The organism is Allopusillimonas soli (assembly GCF_004153445.1).
GTDB classification, from domain to species: domain Bacteria; phylum Pseudomonadota; class Gammaproteobacteria; order Burkholderiales; family Burkholderiaceae_B; genus Allopusillimonas; species Allopusillimonas soli.
On the sequence record NZ_SDQC01000001.1, the window covers coordinates 22,597 to 36,470 of the forward strand.

Here is a 13,874-nt window from a genome sequence, read left to right on the forward strand (position 1 = left end):
TCGTGAATTATCGTCCGCCTTCGCCATCGCGGCGGCCAAGGCCCCAGACCCAGGCGGTCAACATGCGGATCTGATCCTCGGTAAGGACGCCCTCCTGCGCCGGCATGATGTTCTCCCGCCCTTTCAGGATGGTCTCCACGATGGCCGCCTCCGAGCTGCCGTAGAGCCAGACGCGGTCGGTCAGATTCGGCGCGCCGACGGCTTGGTTGCCCTTGCCGTCCACGCCATGGCAGGCAACGCAGAAATTCTGAAATCCTTCCTTGCCAAGCACGACGCGCAAGGGATCGCTGGCCAGCCCCGAGAGCGAGCGCACATACTGCGCGATGTTGCCCGCCTCATCGGGCTTGATGGCTGCGGACCAGGCGGGCATCATGCCGTGGCGGCCCTTGGCAATGGTCTGCATGATTTGCGCAGGCTCGCCGCCATGCAGCCAGTCGTTATCCGTGAGGTTGGGAAAACTGGCCGCGCCGCGCGCATCGGAACCATGGCATTGCGCGCAATTATTGAGAAACAGCCGCTGCCCGATCTGGCGTGCGCTCTCATCCCCGGCGATGGCCTCAATGGGCATTTCGCGGTAGCGCGCATAGAGCGGCTCGATCTGCCGCCGCAAGGCCTCTTGCTGATCCTTGACCTGCTGTGCGCTGGTATAGCCCAGCGTCCCCCGGTAATCACCCAGGCCGGGGTAGAGAAAAAGAATGCCCAGAGCAATCACGCACAGGCCGATGTAAAAGACGGTCCACCAGCGCGGCACCGGCGTGTTCAGTTCAGTCAGGTCGCCATCCCATACGTGGCCGGTGTCCTGAGCCTGGGGCACGGTGCGGCCCAGCCAGGCGCGCTGGGTAAACAAAAGCCAGAGACAGAACGCAATACCGCCGAGCGTGATGATGGCGATGAAATAGCTCCAGAAGCCGCTGACAAAATGGCTCATGACGGGTTTCCTTCATTCTTCTTGCGCTGGGTATCGGACACAGGCTCGTCCGGCAGTGCGAAAGGCAGCATGGATGCTTCGTGATTGGCCCTGGCTCGCCCTGCGGACCAGGCCCACCAGACTATGCCCAGAAAAGTGGCAAGGGCCAGCAAAGTGGCAACGCCGTTTACGATTGCCATCATCACAACGCCCCCTTAACCACAGCCCGAGCCGCCTCATCACGGCCCGCCACGCCCAGGCCTTGCAGGAAGGCCACCAGCGCGTCTTCTTCGGTCTGCCCCTTCAGGGCCTCGGGCGCCTTCTCGATTTGCTCGTCGATATAAGGCACGCCCAGCTTGCGCAGCGCGCGCATGCGCTCGCGCACGTCCGTCTTCTCGACAGAGCGGTCCTGCAGCCAGGGATAGGCCGGCATGTTCGACTCCTTGACGACGTCACGCGGATTGCGCAGATGCACGCGATGCCAGTCATCCGAGTAGCGTCCGCCCACTCGCGCCAGATCGGGTCCGGTGCGCTTGGAGCCCCATAGAAAGGGATGGTCGTAACGCGACTCGCCTGCCAATGAATACGGACCGTAACGCTGCACTTCCGAACTGAGCATGCGTATTTGCTGCGAATGGCAGCTGACACATCCTTCTCGGATGTAGACGTCCCGCCCGACAAGGCGCAAGGGCTCGTAGGGCTGCACGCCTTGCACCGGGGCGGTGGTCGAATGCTGAAAGAACAGCGGCACGATCTGCACCAGCCCTGCGAAGGATATGACGAGTATGCTCAGGATGATGAGCAGGGCCACATTGGTTTCTATCAGCTTGTGGGAAAAGCCGGTGGTCTTGCGATTGGCCATCTTGTTCTCCTCAAGCAGCGGCAGGCGCCGGGACGGCGTAGTCCGGATCGCGCGCATCGGGGCTGTATAGCGGGACAGCGGGATTCACTTTGGACTGGCCCCGCACAGTGAGCCAGGTATTGAAAGCCATGAGACACATGCCGGACAGGAAAAGCAGGCCGCCGGCCAGCCGTATGGCATAGAACGGATACGTTGCCTTCACCGCCTCGACAAAGCTGTAGGTGAGTGTGCCGTCCGGTTCCGTAGCACGCCACATCAGGCCTTGCATGACGCCAGCAATCCACATCGAGGCGATGTAGAACACCACGCCCAGCGTGGCGACCCAGAAGTGCAACTCGACCAGCTGCATGTTTGCCATGGATTTGCGGCCATATAGCCGGGGAATCATGTAGTACAGCGACCCGAAGGTGATCATCGCCACCCACCCCAGCGCGCCGGAATGCACGTGGCCCACGGTCCAGTCGGTATAGTGCGACAGCGCGTTGACGGTCCGGATCGACATCATCGACCCCTCGAATGTGGACATGCCATAGAAAGACAGCGCCACCACCAGAAACTTCAAAATGGGGTCGGTTCGCAGCTTGTGCCAGGCGCCCGAGAGCGTCATGATGCCATTGATCATGCCGCCCCAGGATGGCGCCAGCAGTATCAGCGACAACGCCATGCCCAGAGACTGCGTCCAGTCGGGCAAGGAGGTGTACAGCAGGTGGTGCGGCCCCGCCCACATATAGGTGAAGGCCAGCGCCCAGAAATGAACGATGGACAGGCGGTATGAATAAATGGGCCGCTCGGCCTGCTTGGGCACGAAGTAGTACATCATGCCCAGGAAGCTTGTGGTCAGGAAAAAGCCGACGGCGTTATGGCCGTACCACCACTGCACCATGGCATCCTGCACGCCTGCGTAGATGGAATATGATTTCCATAGCGACACCGGCAGCTCCAGATTATTGAAGATGTGCAGTACGGCGATAGTCAGGATGTACGAGCCAAAAAACCAGTTGGCAACATAGATGTGACGCACGCGCCGCCGGGCAATGGTGCCGAAGAATACGACGGCGTAAGCCACCCATACCAGCGCTATGAGAATGTCCAGCGGCCATTCGAGCTCTGCGTATTCCTTTGTGCTGGTATAGCCCAGGGGCAGCGTGATGACCGCACCCACCAGTACGGCCTGCCAGCCCCAGAATGTAAATGCGGCCAGCTTGTCGGAAAAAAGCCGTGCCTGACAGGTACGCTGCACGACATAATAGGATGTGGCAAACAATGCGCTGCCGCCGAAAGCGAAGATGACGCCATTGGTGTGCAGCGGACGCAGCCTCCCGTAGCTGAGCCAGGGCGTGTTGAAGTTCAGCTCGGGCCAGATGAGCTGCGCGGCGATCAGTACGCCAACCGCCATGCCGACAACTCCCCAGAATACGGTTGCAATAGTGAATTGCCGCACAACGCCGTAGTTGAAGATTTCGACCTGCCCCGCGGCAGTATCGGACGCGTTCATGTGTTTCCCCTCAGGATTGAATGCATTCATAAGAATCTGTCAGGCTTGCTGTTGGTCTGGGTTGCAATGGGCCGCCTCATGCACGCACGTGCAAGGCGGTGCGGTACCTGCCGGCTGCCTGTGCGTGCTGTCGTCGTCCAGGAGAATGCCTCCACCATCGCCGCCCGCCTCGTCGAATTGCCCAGCGAAGATGGCCCACCAGAAAGCGATGCCTATCAGTGCAGCCATCAGAACGGAAATCGGCAGAAGCAAAAGCAGGGAGGCGGTCATGCTTCAGCTCCTGGCGGGCGCCACCGGCCAATGGACGGCGCAGATACGTGTCTCGCGCCTGAAAAAACGCCAAGCGTTGCCCGCGACGGCCAGCGAGGAAATCAGCATGGTGAGCGCGGCGACCCAGGGGGCCACCAATCCGGCCGCTGCCAGCGGTGTCATGAGCAAATGCCAGGCTATTGATCCGTAAAGGTTTTGCCGGGCAACGACGCTCGCCGCAGCGGTGAGCGGGTGCACGTGCGCGGGCGCTGCATCGCCCTGCACAGACAAGGTTGCATGAACGGCCGCCGTCACCGTGGGCACGGCCATGGCCATGGCACAGGGGCAACTCATGACCAGCAGCGCCACCACGACGGCGATCGCGCGTTCGGGCGCATACAGCATCCAGACGCCGCCGGCCGCCAGCGCCAGGAGCAACTGGATCGCGACAAACCACAAGGCCAGTCGATTGGCGTGAGCGGACATCACATCGCGAAAGCGCTCAATGGCCTGAACGTCTGTACCAACGAAAATCGATTGGCGCGCGCACAGAGCCAGATAGCGCGCGGTAAGCAGAAAGGCCACGAACATGGTGACCGAATCGAAATACACCTCCCCCCGCCCCGCCAGTGTGGCGTGCGCGCTGGGGATGAAGGCGGCGGCAATGCCCAGGGCCACAGGCACATCCATGCCGACGCGGCCACGCTTCAATTGGGCAAATGCCCCGCGCCATACGGGCGAGGCGCAGTAAAGCGCAACCGGTAGGGTCAACGCGAGGCTGACCCAGTTCATCATGTAAATGGCCTGATCGAGCAGTGCGGGATTATCCGTACCCATACCTGCGGAGCGCAGATAACCCGGGAACGCAAACATCATGACCTGCATCATGCCGAGCCAAGCCAGCCCCAGGCGCGCAAGCAGGCGACGCCGGGCCATCCTGTCCGCTACGGATAGGATTTGTGGTGTGGAAAATAGAGAATACGGGCGCATGCCCGGACTATAGATGTCCGGGTTTACCCGAGTATTGATTTAAATCAAAGGAGATGGTTTGTGGTCGCGGCGGCCGGCGCCGCAGGCCATGCACGGTGGCCGCATGGGCCGCGCGCCATCCTGGAGCCCGGATGGCGCGCGCGGTGCCTGCAAGAGACCAGCCGTTGGCCTCTTCTGCTCAAGCGGCGTGCAGCTTGGCCTTGGCCTCCTCGTCGAACTGCGCCTCCTCGGTGGAGCCGGTCAACGCTGTGGTCGATGAGCGCCCGCCCTCTATGGTTTGAGTGACGGCGTCGAAATAGCCCGTACCCACTTCGCGCTGGTGCTTGACGGCGGTGAAGCCCAGGTCGGCCGCGGCAAACTCCTTCTGCTGCAGCTCCACAAAGGCGCTCATCTGGCGGCGTGCATAGCCGTGGGCCAGCTCAAACATACCGTAATTGAGCGCATGGAATCCGGCCAGGGTGATGAACTGGTACTTGTAGCCCATGGCGCCCAACTCGCGCTGGAACCTGGCCACGGTATCGTCGTCCAGATTCTTCTTCCAGTTGAAGGATGGGGAGCAGTTATAGGCCAGCAGCTTTCCGGGGAACTGGCGGTGTATGGCCTCGGCGAACTTGCGCGCGTACTCCAAATTGGGCGTGGAGGTTTCGCACCAGATGAGGTCGGCATACGGCGCATAAGCCAGCCCTCGCGCAATGGCCTGATCGATGCCGGCACGGGTACGGAAAAAGCCTTCGACAGTACGATCGCCGGTGATGAAGGGATGGTCGTTGGGATCGATGTCGCTGGTCACGAGGTCTGCCGCATCGGCATCGGTGCGCGCCAGCAGGATGGTGGGCACCCCCATGACATCGGCTGCCAGCCGCGCCGATACCAGCTTGGCCACGGCTTCACGGGTAGGCACCAGCACCTTGCCGCCCATATGGCCGCATTTCTTCACCGACGCCAATTGGTCCTCGAAGTGCACGCCCGCTGCACCAGCCTCTATCATGCTTTTCATGAGTTCGAAGGCATTGAGTACGCCCCCGAAGCCTGCCTCGGCATCGGCCACGATGGGCGCGAAATAATCGACATATCCATCGTCGCCAGGATTGCGCCCTTCCATCCACTGGATCTGGTCGCAACGTGTAAGGGCGTTGTTGATGCGACGAACCACCGTGGGTACGGAATTGGCGGGATACAGCGATTGGTCGGGATACATTTCACCAGCGATATTGGCGTCGCCTGCCACTTGCCAGCCGGACAGATAGATGGCCTTCAGGCCCGCCTTCACCTGTTGCATGGCCTGGTTGCCCGTGAGCGCACCCAGACAGTTGATGAAGTCTTCCTCGTGCAGCAGTTTCCAGAGCTTTTCAGCGCCGTGGCGCGCCAGCGTATGTTCCACGGCGATCGAACCGCGCAGCCGGATGACTTCGTCGGCGCCATAGCCTCGCTTGATGCCCTGCCAGCGCGGATCCTCCGCCCAGGTACGCTGCAGATTGCGGATTTCAGTTTCGCGCGTCGTCATGTATATCTCCAATAAGTAGAAAAAAACCGTTAGCCGTTGGAGAAAAGTCTACCTGTATGCTGCGATGCACGAACGCACTATGTCTTATATAAGACAAATTATATTTCTATTATTTTTCAATATATTATGATATTTGTTTTGCATTATGAAATATATTTTCCTGCTATGAAATCATAGAGAAAGCGGCGCAGCATGGATTTTCCATATGGCAAAATACGCATTTCACGATATGGGATAGCAGTGCCAGCGCGCTACAATATTGCCATGCATATCATCGGCTCTCCTCTGGGGCGCGAAGTCGCCTATCCGCAACGCTATGACCCGGCGCTGCTTTTCCGCATAGACCGGGCAGCGAACCGCAGCGTCCTGGCTATTCCCGACGCATGGCATGGCGCGGATATCTGGAATGCCTATGAGCTGTCATGGCTGAATGCGCGCGGCAAGCCCGTGGTGGCAGTGGGACGCTTTGTCGTTCCATGCTCCAGCCCACGGCTGGTGGAGTCCAAGTCGTTCAAGCTGTATCTGAACAGCTTCAGCGAAACACGGCACGACAATGCGCAAGCGGTGCAGACGCTCATGGCTCGCGATCTGTCTGAGGCTACCGGCGCACCCGTAGACGTGACGCTCACGCCTCTGGGCGAAAAGAACAGCCTGGCCTTCCAACCCATGCCGGGCATCTGCATCGACGATCTCGATATCGAGATTCATCGCTACGATCCCGCACCCGAACTGTTGCGCTGTCTGCCCGACGCCGCAATAGTGAGTGAAACGCTGGTATCCAATCTGCTCAAGTCCAATTGCCCCGTTACCGGCCAACCCGATTGGGGCAGTGTGCTGATACGCTACACCGGGCCCGCAATCGACCGGGCCGCGCTGCTGGGCTACGTGGTGTCGCTGCGGCGGCACACAGAGTTTCATGAGCACTGCGTGGAAAAAATGTACTGCGACATCTGGCACGCATGCAGGCCCGCGCAATTGATGGTGCATGCATGCTATACGCGGCGAGGCGGGCTGGACATCAATCCGTGGCGCGGCAGCGACCTGGAGGGGCCGCCAGCGATCAGGACAATCCGCCAATAATCAGGGCTATCCGCCAGCCGAGACGCCCCGGTGCGACAAAACCCCCGCGAATAATCTTCTGACCATCCGCGAGCCCTCCCCGCAGATCGCGCAAACAGGGTGGAGGAGGCGGATCAGGCAGCCACGCCCTGGCTCGCGGATCTGCTTCCGCGGCTGGCGGCGCGCGCCACCTGCAGCGCCAGCAAGGAAGCAAGCACAAAGCCGGCTGCGGCGCCATACCATGGGCCCTGCGAGTAACCCACGTCGATAAGCAGGCCGAAGCCCACCGGCGCCAGCGAAGAGCCGACATCCATGCCGGAATAGACCAGGCCGTATACGGTGCCGGTGGCGCCCTTGGGTGTCACCCGCCTGATCAGCATGTCGCGCGAGGGCGCGGAAACGCCCGAGCAAAATCCCGCCAATGCCACGAGTGCGATGGCAAAGGCGGGAGGCACCGCCCCCAGCGCCAGCACCACCAGCAACGCACCCGCCAGAATCAGGGAAATGGCGACGGTGCGTTCGGTGTTTGGCGTGGCGCCGACCAGAAAGCCGCCGGCAACCATGCCCAGCGCCGCAGAAACCATATAGGCCGACAGGGTGGTGCCGGCGATGACCTTGTCGATATGATAGATATCGCCGAGCATGGGGATGGTGTAGTTCTGCACGGCGGATGTGGCCATGGTGGTGCAGGCAAAGAACAGGAATGCCCCCCATAGCGCGGGCTGCACCAACAGAATGGCCAAGGTTTGCCGGACCGATTTATGAGCCAGACTGGTGGAGGCGGCCGTGTCGCTTCGGGCTGCGGCCTCCTGCGGCTTGTCCGCGGCCTCGAAGGCATCGTCGCGGCCCGCCAGCAGCCGGCGCCCCGCCACGGTCAGCAGCAGCACCACGCCGACCAGGGCCGCAGCGGAAAAGGTGGCAATGCGCCAGTTGGCAATATGGATGATACTCGCCATGAAGATGGGCGTAAGCGCCCACCCAAGGTTGCCGGTAAGCCCATGCGCGCTGAAGGCATGCCCCAGCCTTTCCGGGCTTACACGGTGATTGATGAGCGAGTAGTCGACGGGATGAAAAATGGAGTTGCCTGCACCGCCTATGACTGCGGCCAGCATGAGCATCCAGTATCCGTTGGATGCGCCGATGAGTATGCCTGCCACCACAAAAGCCGCCAGGCCGAAGCGCAAGACCGGCGCGGGGCCGATGCGGTCGACTACGAAACCCGAGGAAGCCTGTCCCAGACAGGACACCAGGTAGAAGGTGGACGCCAGCAGGCCCAGCTGAGCGAAATCGTAGCCATATTCATGCGCAAGCGACAGGTACAGTGTTGGGAAAACCAACTGAAAGAAGTGGGAGCAGGCGTGGGCCGAGCTGATCAGGCTGATGAGCTTCCAGTCGCGGTGACGAACCGCGCGCGCTTCCTGCCCCAGGGCAAGACTGTTCGTAGACATGGCTGGCTTGCGGGCCGCTTTAGGGCGACCTGTCCGATTTGTTGCGAATTTCCGGCCATGCGCGCCGCAGGTAATAGCACATGGACCACACAGTAAGAATAGCAGCGATAACGATGAGCACCTGCCCCACCCATTGGACGGGTATGCCATACAGCGGTTGCCAGAAAAGCAGGCAAGGTATGGCCACCATTTGCGCCGCTGTCTTGAATTTGCCCAGACGATGCACCGCCACGCTGCCGCTGGCGCCGATCTTGGCCATCCATTCGCGCAATGCGGAAATGGTGATTTCACGCCCTATGATGATGAGTGCAATAAAGGAGTCGACGCGGCCCAGGTCCAGCAAGATGAGCAACGCGGCGCAAACCATGAGCTTGTCGGCCACGGGATCGAGAAAGGCGCCGAATGAGGATGTCTGATTCCAACGCCGAGCCAGGAAGCCATCGAACCAATCAGTGAGCGCGGCCACAATAAAGGCCAGCGCCGCCACGGCATCGCGAACCGGAAGCGCCAGCCATCCGTGCGGCACGTAGAAAAGCCCCACGACCAGTGGAATCATGGCTATGCGCAACCAGGTCAGGGCAATGGGCAGATTGATAGGCATAGGTGAATACTACCCTATCGGCTATCGAAGCGCATGGTAGATGCGCTCGGCCAACTCGTCGGATATGCCTTCCACCGAACGCAAGTCGTCGATGCTGGCATCAACCACGCCGGAAAAGCCGCCGAAACGCGCCAGCAGCCGCTGACGCCGCCTGGCGCCCACGCCCTCTATTTCCTCGAGCCGCGACACAGTCCTGGCCTTGGCGCGCTTGGCACGCATGCCGGTGATGGCAAAGCGGTGCGCCTCATCCCGGATCTGTGCCACCAGCATGAGGGCCGCCGACTCTATGCCCAGCGCAACGGACGGCCGCTCATCGGCAAATACAAGCGTTTCCAGCCCCACCTTGCGCCCTTCCCCCTTCGCCACACCCACAATGGTATGCGTATCCAGCCCCAGTTCGACAAAAACCTGCCGCGCGATCTCGACCTGGCCTTTGCCGCCATCGATCAGCACCACGCCCGGCAGTTCCGCATGACCATCGGCCACGCGGCTGAAGCGGCGCGTGAGCACCTGGCGCATGGCGGCATAGTCGTCTCCCGGCGTGATGCCCGCAATGTTGTAGCGGCGGTACAACGACGGCTGCATGTCGTGATGCTCGTACACCACACAGGAGGCCTGGGTGGCCTCGCCCGCGGTATGGCTGATGTCAAAGCATTCGATATGCAATGCGTCGAGCGCGGCCTCATCGGTGTCCAGGTCCAGCGCGGTGGCAAGCGCCAGCGTACGCTCCACCCGTGCTGTGGACTCCGAAAGCATGCGCGTCAGGGCCAGTTCGGCATTGCGCACCGCCTGCTCGAGCCAGGTGCGACGCAGACCTTGCGGGCGCACGAGCACGCGCGCCCGGGTGCCTGTCTGCTCACCGAGCAGACGCATCAACCCCGCATCGGGAAGCGGATGCGAGCACACGAGCACGGGCGGCATGCCGCCATCGGTGTAATGCTGGGCCACGAATGCAGCCAGGACATCGCCTGCGCTGTCATCCTCATGGATATGCGTGGGAAAAAAAGGCTTGTCGCCCAGGTGCCTGCCCCCTCGCACCATGGCCAGATTCACGCATACCCGGCCGCCCGCATTGGCAACAGCGATAATGTCCACATCGTCGTCGCCGACTTTTTCCATGGACTGTTGCTGCAGCACTTTGGCCAAGGCGCCCATCTGGTCGCGCAGCACAGCGGCAAGCTCGAAGTCCAGCGCCTTGGAAGCCTGGCGCATGCGCGCCTCGATATCGCGCAGCACGCTTTCCGCCTCGCCATCCAGGAAACGGATGGCCCGGTCGACGTCGGCCTGATACGCCGCGGTGTCAATAAGCCCGACACAGGGGGCGGAGCAGCGCCCGATCTGATGCAGCAGACAGGGACGGGAGCGATGCGCGTAGACGCTGTCCTCGCAGGTGCGCAGGCGAAAAACCCGCTGGAGTATCTGTATGGTTTCCCTGACGGCCCAGGCATTGGGATAAGGCCCGAAATACCGACCCTTGCCGCTCGTGCTGCCGCGGTAGTAGGCGATGCGCGGCACTTCATGGCCGCTGAACATCAGGTAGGGATACGATTTGTCGTCGCGAAAGAGAATGTTGTAGCGAGGCTTCAGGCGCTTGATCAGGTTGTTTTCAAGCAGCAACGCCTCAGCTTCGGATCGCGTGACGGTAACATCCACGCGCGCAACGCGCGCAACCATGTGGCTGATGCGTGGGCTGGGAAGGTTCTTCTGAAAATAGGATGTCACCCTTTTCTTCAGATCACGCGCCTTCCCGACGTACAGAATCTCGTCCTGTGCGTCGATATGGCGGTATACCCCCGGCAGGTGCGGCAGATCAGCCAGGAATGATTTGAGATTGAAGTCGTCGGGCATACTGATAGCGTTCGTCAGCCTGGAGAGCGTCCCAGTCGGGCGCGACTGTGCGCGGCATGAGCCGGCGGATGCGCTGCACGGACGCTTCGCTGTGCGGGAAGTCGAGACGGGCGAGCAAGTCGTCGGCCAGGTCGGGGCGGTTGCACACCAGCACCATGTCGCAGCCTGCGCCCAAAGCCGCCTGCGCACGCGCCAGGATATCGCCGGCCACGGTGGCGCCCTCCATGGTGAGATCGTCGGAGAACACAACGCCGTCGTAAGCCAGGTCCTGGCGCAGCACCTGCTGTATCCAGTGGCGTGAAAAGCCGGCGGGCTGGCTGTCGACTTTGTTGTAAATGACATGGGCGGGCATGACGGAAGGCAGCACCATGTCGCCCAGCCAGCCATAGGGTGCGGCATCCTCTTGCATGATGTCTTCGAAGCTGCGCTCGTCCACCGGAATGGCATGGTGGGAGTCCGCCTCGACGGCGCCATGGCCTGGAAAGTGCTTGCCGCAGGCCGCCATGCCCGAAAGCGCCAGGCCCTGGATGAGCGCGCGAGCAAGCAATGCCACAACACGCGCGTCACGGTGAAAGGCGCGGTTGCCGATAACCTGGCTGACGCCGTGATCCAGATCCAGCACAGGTGTGAAACTGAGATCCACGCCGCAGGAACGCAGCTCCGCCCCCAGGACGTAGCCTGTTTCCGTAGCCAGCCGCATGGCGGCAAGTGAATCTTCCGACCATAGCTCGCCAAATACGCGCATTGCGGGAATCGAGGTAAAGCCGTCGCTGCGAAAGCGCTGCACGCGGCCTCCCTCATGATCGACCGCGATCAGCAAGGGTTCCGCGCGCTCGGCATGGATTGCGCGGCACAGCTGCGCGAGCTGGCCACGGTCCTCGAAGTTGCGCGCAAACAGAATGACGCCCCCCACCATGGGGTGGTGCAGCCGCTCGCGTTCATGCGCCGTAAGCGAGGTGCCTTCCACGTCGACCATGACGGGGCCGGGCGGCAAGGAAAGACCTGTTTGTTTGTGGTTCATTCAGTGTGATCCGGTTTTGGCTGGTCTGCGGATGCCATGGTCTCAACGACGACAAACGCCACCACCATGTCGGTTTCGTCGGTAATGGAAACATGCGCTGCGCCAAAACGCGCCGCATACCAAGAAGAAAGAGGTTCGGAAAGCACGACAACGGGTCGGCCGCCAGGCGCGTTCAGCGTCTGCATGCGGGACCAGGCCATGGGGCTGCGCATGCCCAGCCCCACGGCCTTGGAAAAGGCTTCCTTGGCGGCAAACCGCGTTGCCAGAAAACGCAGGCCTCGAGCCGGGTCGCGCCGTGAACGAGCATGGAACTTGGCGATTTCCTGTTCACCCAGGACGCGGGCCACGAATTTCTCGCCATACTTGCCATATACGCGCTCCAAGCGCGCAAGCTTGAGGATATCGACCCCGATGCCCGCGATACGGGCCGGGGTGCCGGTGAGCCAGGTCGTTCCATCGGTGTTCATGATGGAATGATACCCTGCCCGACCGCCTTCCACATGGGATGGCCACCGGGGTGTTCAAGCCATGGGCGGGCTATCGCGGACGCTGGTCGAACACGCGCTTGGCCTTGCCGGTGAGCGTGCGCTCGACCTGGCCGCTGCGGCGCACCGTTACGGTGGTGGAGACGCCAATATGGCTCTTGACGGCCTGGCGCAGCTTGGCCTGCACCGCTTCGCGCGCCGCCTCGCTGAGATGGTCGTAGTCGGGCCGCAGCTCGGTCACGATTTCCAGCGCATCCAGATTTCCCTCCCGGGTCAGTACAAGCTGGTACTGGGCCGCCAGTTCGGGAATGGCGAGGATGAGTTCTTCAACCTGGGTGGGAAAGAGGTTCACGCCACGAACGATCAGCATGTCATCGCTGCGCCCGGTAATCTTGCCGATGCGTCGCATGCTGCGCGAAGTGGGAGGCAGCAGGCGCGTGAGATCCCGGGTGCGATAGCGCACCACAGGCATGGCTTCGCGCGTCAACGATGTGAACACCAGTTCGCCCTCTTCGCCGTCCTCGACCGGCTCGCCAGTAACCGGATCGATGATTTCCGGATAGAAATGGTCTTCCCACACCACCGGACCATCCTTGGACTCCACGCACTCCATGGCTACGCCGGGGCCCATGACTTCGGACAGGCCATAGATATCGACCGCATCCATGCCTGCGCGCGCCTCGATATCCTCGCGCATGCGGCCCGTCCAGGGTTCTGCACCGAAAATGCCGATGCGCAATGAACTCTGCTTCGGATCCATGCCCTGCCGCTCCATTTCTTCCAGAATATTGCAGAAATAGGATGGCGTCACCATGATGACTTTGGGTTCGAAATCGCGAATCAGCTGAACCTGCTTCTCGGTCTGGCCACCCGACATGGGAACCACGGAACAGCCCAGCCGCTCCGCGCCATAATGGGCGCCCAACCCGCCGGTAAACAGTCCGTAGCCGTAGGCAACATGCACGATATCGCCTGGGCGCGATCCAGCCGCCCACATAGAACGGGCCACCAGATCGGCCCAGATGTCGATGTCCTTGGCGGTATAGCCAACCACCGTGGGCTTGCCGGTGGTGCCGCTTGATGCGTGTATGCGCAACACCTGTTCCCGCGGCACGGCAAACATGCCAAAAGGATAGTTGTCGCGCAAATCCTGCTTGGAGGTCAAGGGGAACCGCGCGATATCCCGCAGCGCCTTCAGGTCGCTGGGATGCACCCCGGCCGCATCGAAGGCCTTGCGGTAATGTGGCACATTCTCGTAGGCGTGTTTCAGTGTCCACTTCAGGCGCTCCAACTGCAATGCCTGCAGTTCGTCTCGGCTGGCGTGTTCTATGGGCTCGCGCCCGGCTTGGCTTGTGGTTTGAGATGACATGATCGAGTCTCCTGCTTGAATTCTTATTGGGCGCGC

Annotated in this window: 14 protein-coding genes; 1 reads left to right on the forward strand and 13 read right to left on the reverse strand. The window is 61.4% G+C overall.

Annotated elements, in window-relative coordinates:
• Positions 1-7: 7 nt before the first annotated feature.
• The 7 genes from ccoP to aceA all read right to left on the reverse strand — a co-directional run bounded on the left by ccoP (position 8) and on the right by aceA (position 6,007).
• On the reverse strand, positions 8-928 hold the full coding sequence (gene ccoP / locus ERD78_RS00085; RefSeq protein ID WP_129967148.1) for a cytochrome-c oxidase, cbb3-type subunit III: 921 nt from the start codon (positions 926-928) through the stop codon (positions 8-10).
• A complete protein-coding gene (locus ERD78_RS00090) occupies positions 925-1,107 on the reverse strand; it encodes a cbb3-type cytochrome oxidase subunit 3 (protein WP_129968260.1) in 183 nt (60 codons plus the stop codon). Before ERD78_RS00090 ends, ccoP begins: the two co-directional genes overlap by 4 nt.
• Before the next feature lie 2 nt (positions 1,108-1,109).
• The gene (ccoO, locus tag ERD78_RS00095; protein WP_129967149.1) at positions 1,110-1,769 is read right to left on the reverse strand and encodes a cytochrome-c oxidase, cbb3-type subunit II; all 660 of its coding nucleotides are present in this window, start codon (positions 1,767-1,769) and stop codon (positions 1,110-1,112) included.
• A gap of 10 nt (positions 1,770-1,779) precedes the next feature.
• Positions 1,780-3,264, reverse strand: a complete 1,485-nt coding sequence (ccoN, locus tag ERD78_RS00100) for a cytochrome-c oxidase, cbb3-type subunit I (protein ID WP_129967150.1) — start codon at positions 3,262-3,264, stop codon at positions 1,780-1,782.
• A gap of 39 nt (positions 3,265-3,303) precedes the next feature.
• Positions 3,304-3,534 (reverse strand): cbb3-type cytochrome oxidase assembly protein CcoS, encoded by a 231-nt coding sequence (gene ccoS / locus ERD78_RS20135; RefSeq protein WP_129967151.1) that lies wholly within the window; start codon positions 3,532-3,534, stop codon positions 3,304-3,306.
• Positions 3,535-3,537: 3 nt separating this feature from the next.
• Positions 3,538-4,503 (reverse strand): P-type ATPase actuator domain-containing protein, encoded by a 966-nt coding sequence (locus ERD78_RS00110; protein WP_129967152.1) that lies wholly within the window; start codon positions 4,501-4,503, stop codon positions 3,538-3,540.
• Positions 4,504-4,681: 178 nt separating this feature from the next.
• Positions 4,682-6,007: an isocitrate lyase gene (aceA, locus tag ERD78_RS00115; RefSeq protein ID WP_129967153.1), complete on the reverse strand. Its 1,326-nt coding sequence runs from the start codon at positions 6,005-6,007 to the stop codon at positions 4,682-4,684.
• Between the two features lie 264 nt (positions 6,008-6,271).
• Between aceA and queF the strand changes: the two genes are divergently transcribed.
• A complete protein-coding gene (queF, locus tag ERD78_RS00120) occupies positions 6,272-7,087 on the forward strand; it encodes an NADPH-dependent 7-cyano-7-deazaguanine reductase QueF (RefSeq protein ID WP_129968261.1) in 816 nt (271 codons plus the stop codon).
• A 113-nt stretch (positions 7,088-7,200) separates the two neighbouring features.
• Here the strand turns inward: queF and ERD78_RS00125 are convergent, their stop codons facing one another.
• The 6 genes from ERD78_RS00125 to paaK form a co-directional block, all read right to left on the reverse strand.
• Positions 7,201-8,514, reverse strand: coding sequence for an MFS transporter (locus ERD78_RS00125; protein WP_129967154.1), 1,314 nt, complete (start codon positions 8,512-8,514; stop codon positions 7,201-7,203).
• 19 nt (positions 8,515-8,533) lie between these two features.
• Positions 8,534-9,115 carry a CDP-diacylglycerol--glycerol-3-phosphate 3-phosphatidyltransferase gene (gene pgsA / locus ERD78_RS00130; protein ID WP_129967155.1) on the reverse strand — a complete coding sequence of 194 codons (582 nt, stop codon included), beginning with the start codon at positions 9,113-9,115 and terminating at the stop codon, positions 8,534-8,536.
• A 21-nt stretch (positions 9,116-9,136) separates the two neighbouring features.
• Positions 9,137-10,963, reverse strand: coding sequence for an excinuclease ABC subunit UvrC (gene uvrC, locus ERD78_RS00135; RefSeq protein WP_129967156.1), 1,827 nt, complete (start codon positions 10,961-10,963; stop codon positions 9,137-9,139).
• Positions 10,926-11,984 carry a beta-N-acetylhexosaminidase gene (nagZ, locus tag ERD78_RS00140; RefSeq protein ID WP_129967157.1) on the reverse strand — a complete coding sequence of 353 codons (1,059 nt, stop codon included), beginning with the start codon at positions 11,982-11,984 and terminating at the stop codon, positions 10,926-10,928. Before nagZ ends, uvrC begins: the two co-directional genes overlap by 38 nt.
• Positions 11,981-12,451 carry a holo-ACP synthase gene (acpS, locus tag ERD78_RS00145; RefSeq protein WP_129967158.1) on the reverse strand — a complete coding sequence of 157 codons (471 nt, stop codon included), beginning with the start codon at positions 12,449-12,451 and terminating at the stop codon, positions 11,981-11,983. Before acpS ends, nagZ begins: the two co-directional genes overlap by 4 nt.
• 70 nt (positions 12,452-12,521) lie before the next feature.
• Positions 12,522-13,838, reverse strand: coding sequence for a phenylacetate--CoA ligase PaaK (paaK, locus tag ERD78_RS00150; RefSeq protein WP_129967159.1), 1,317 nt, complete (start codon positions 13,836-13,838; stop codon positions 12,522-12,524).
• Positions 13,839-13,874 lie beyond the last annotated feature (36 nt).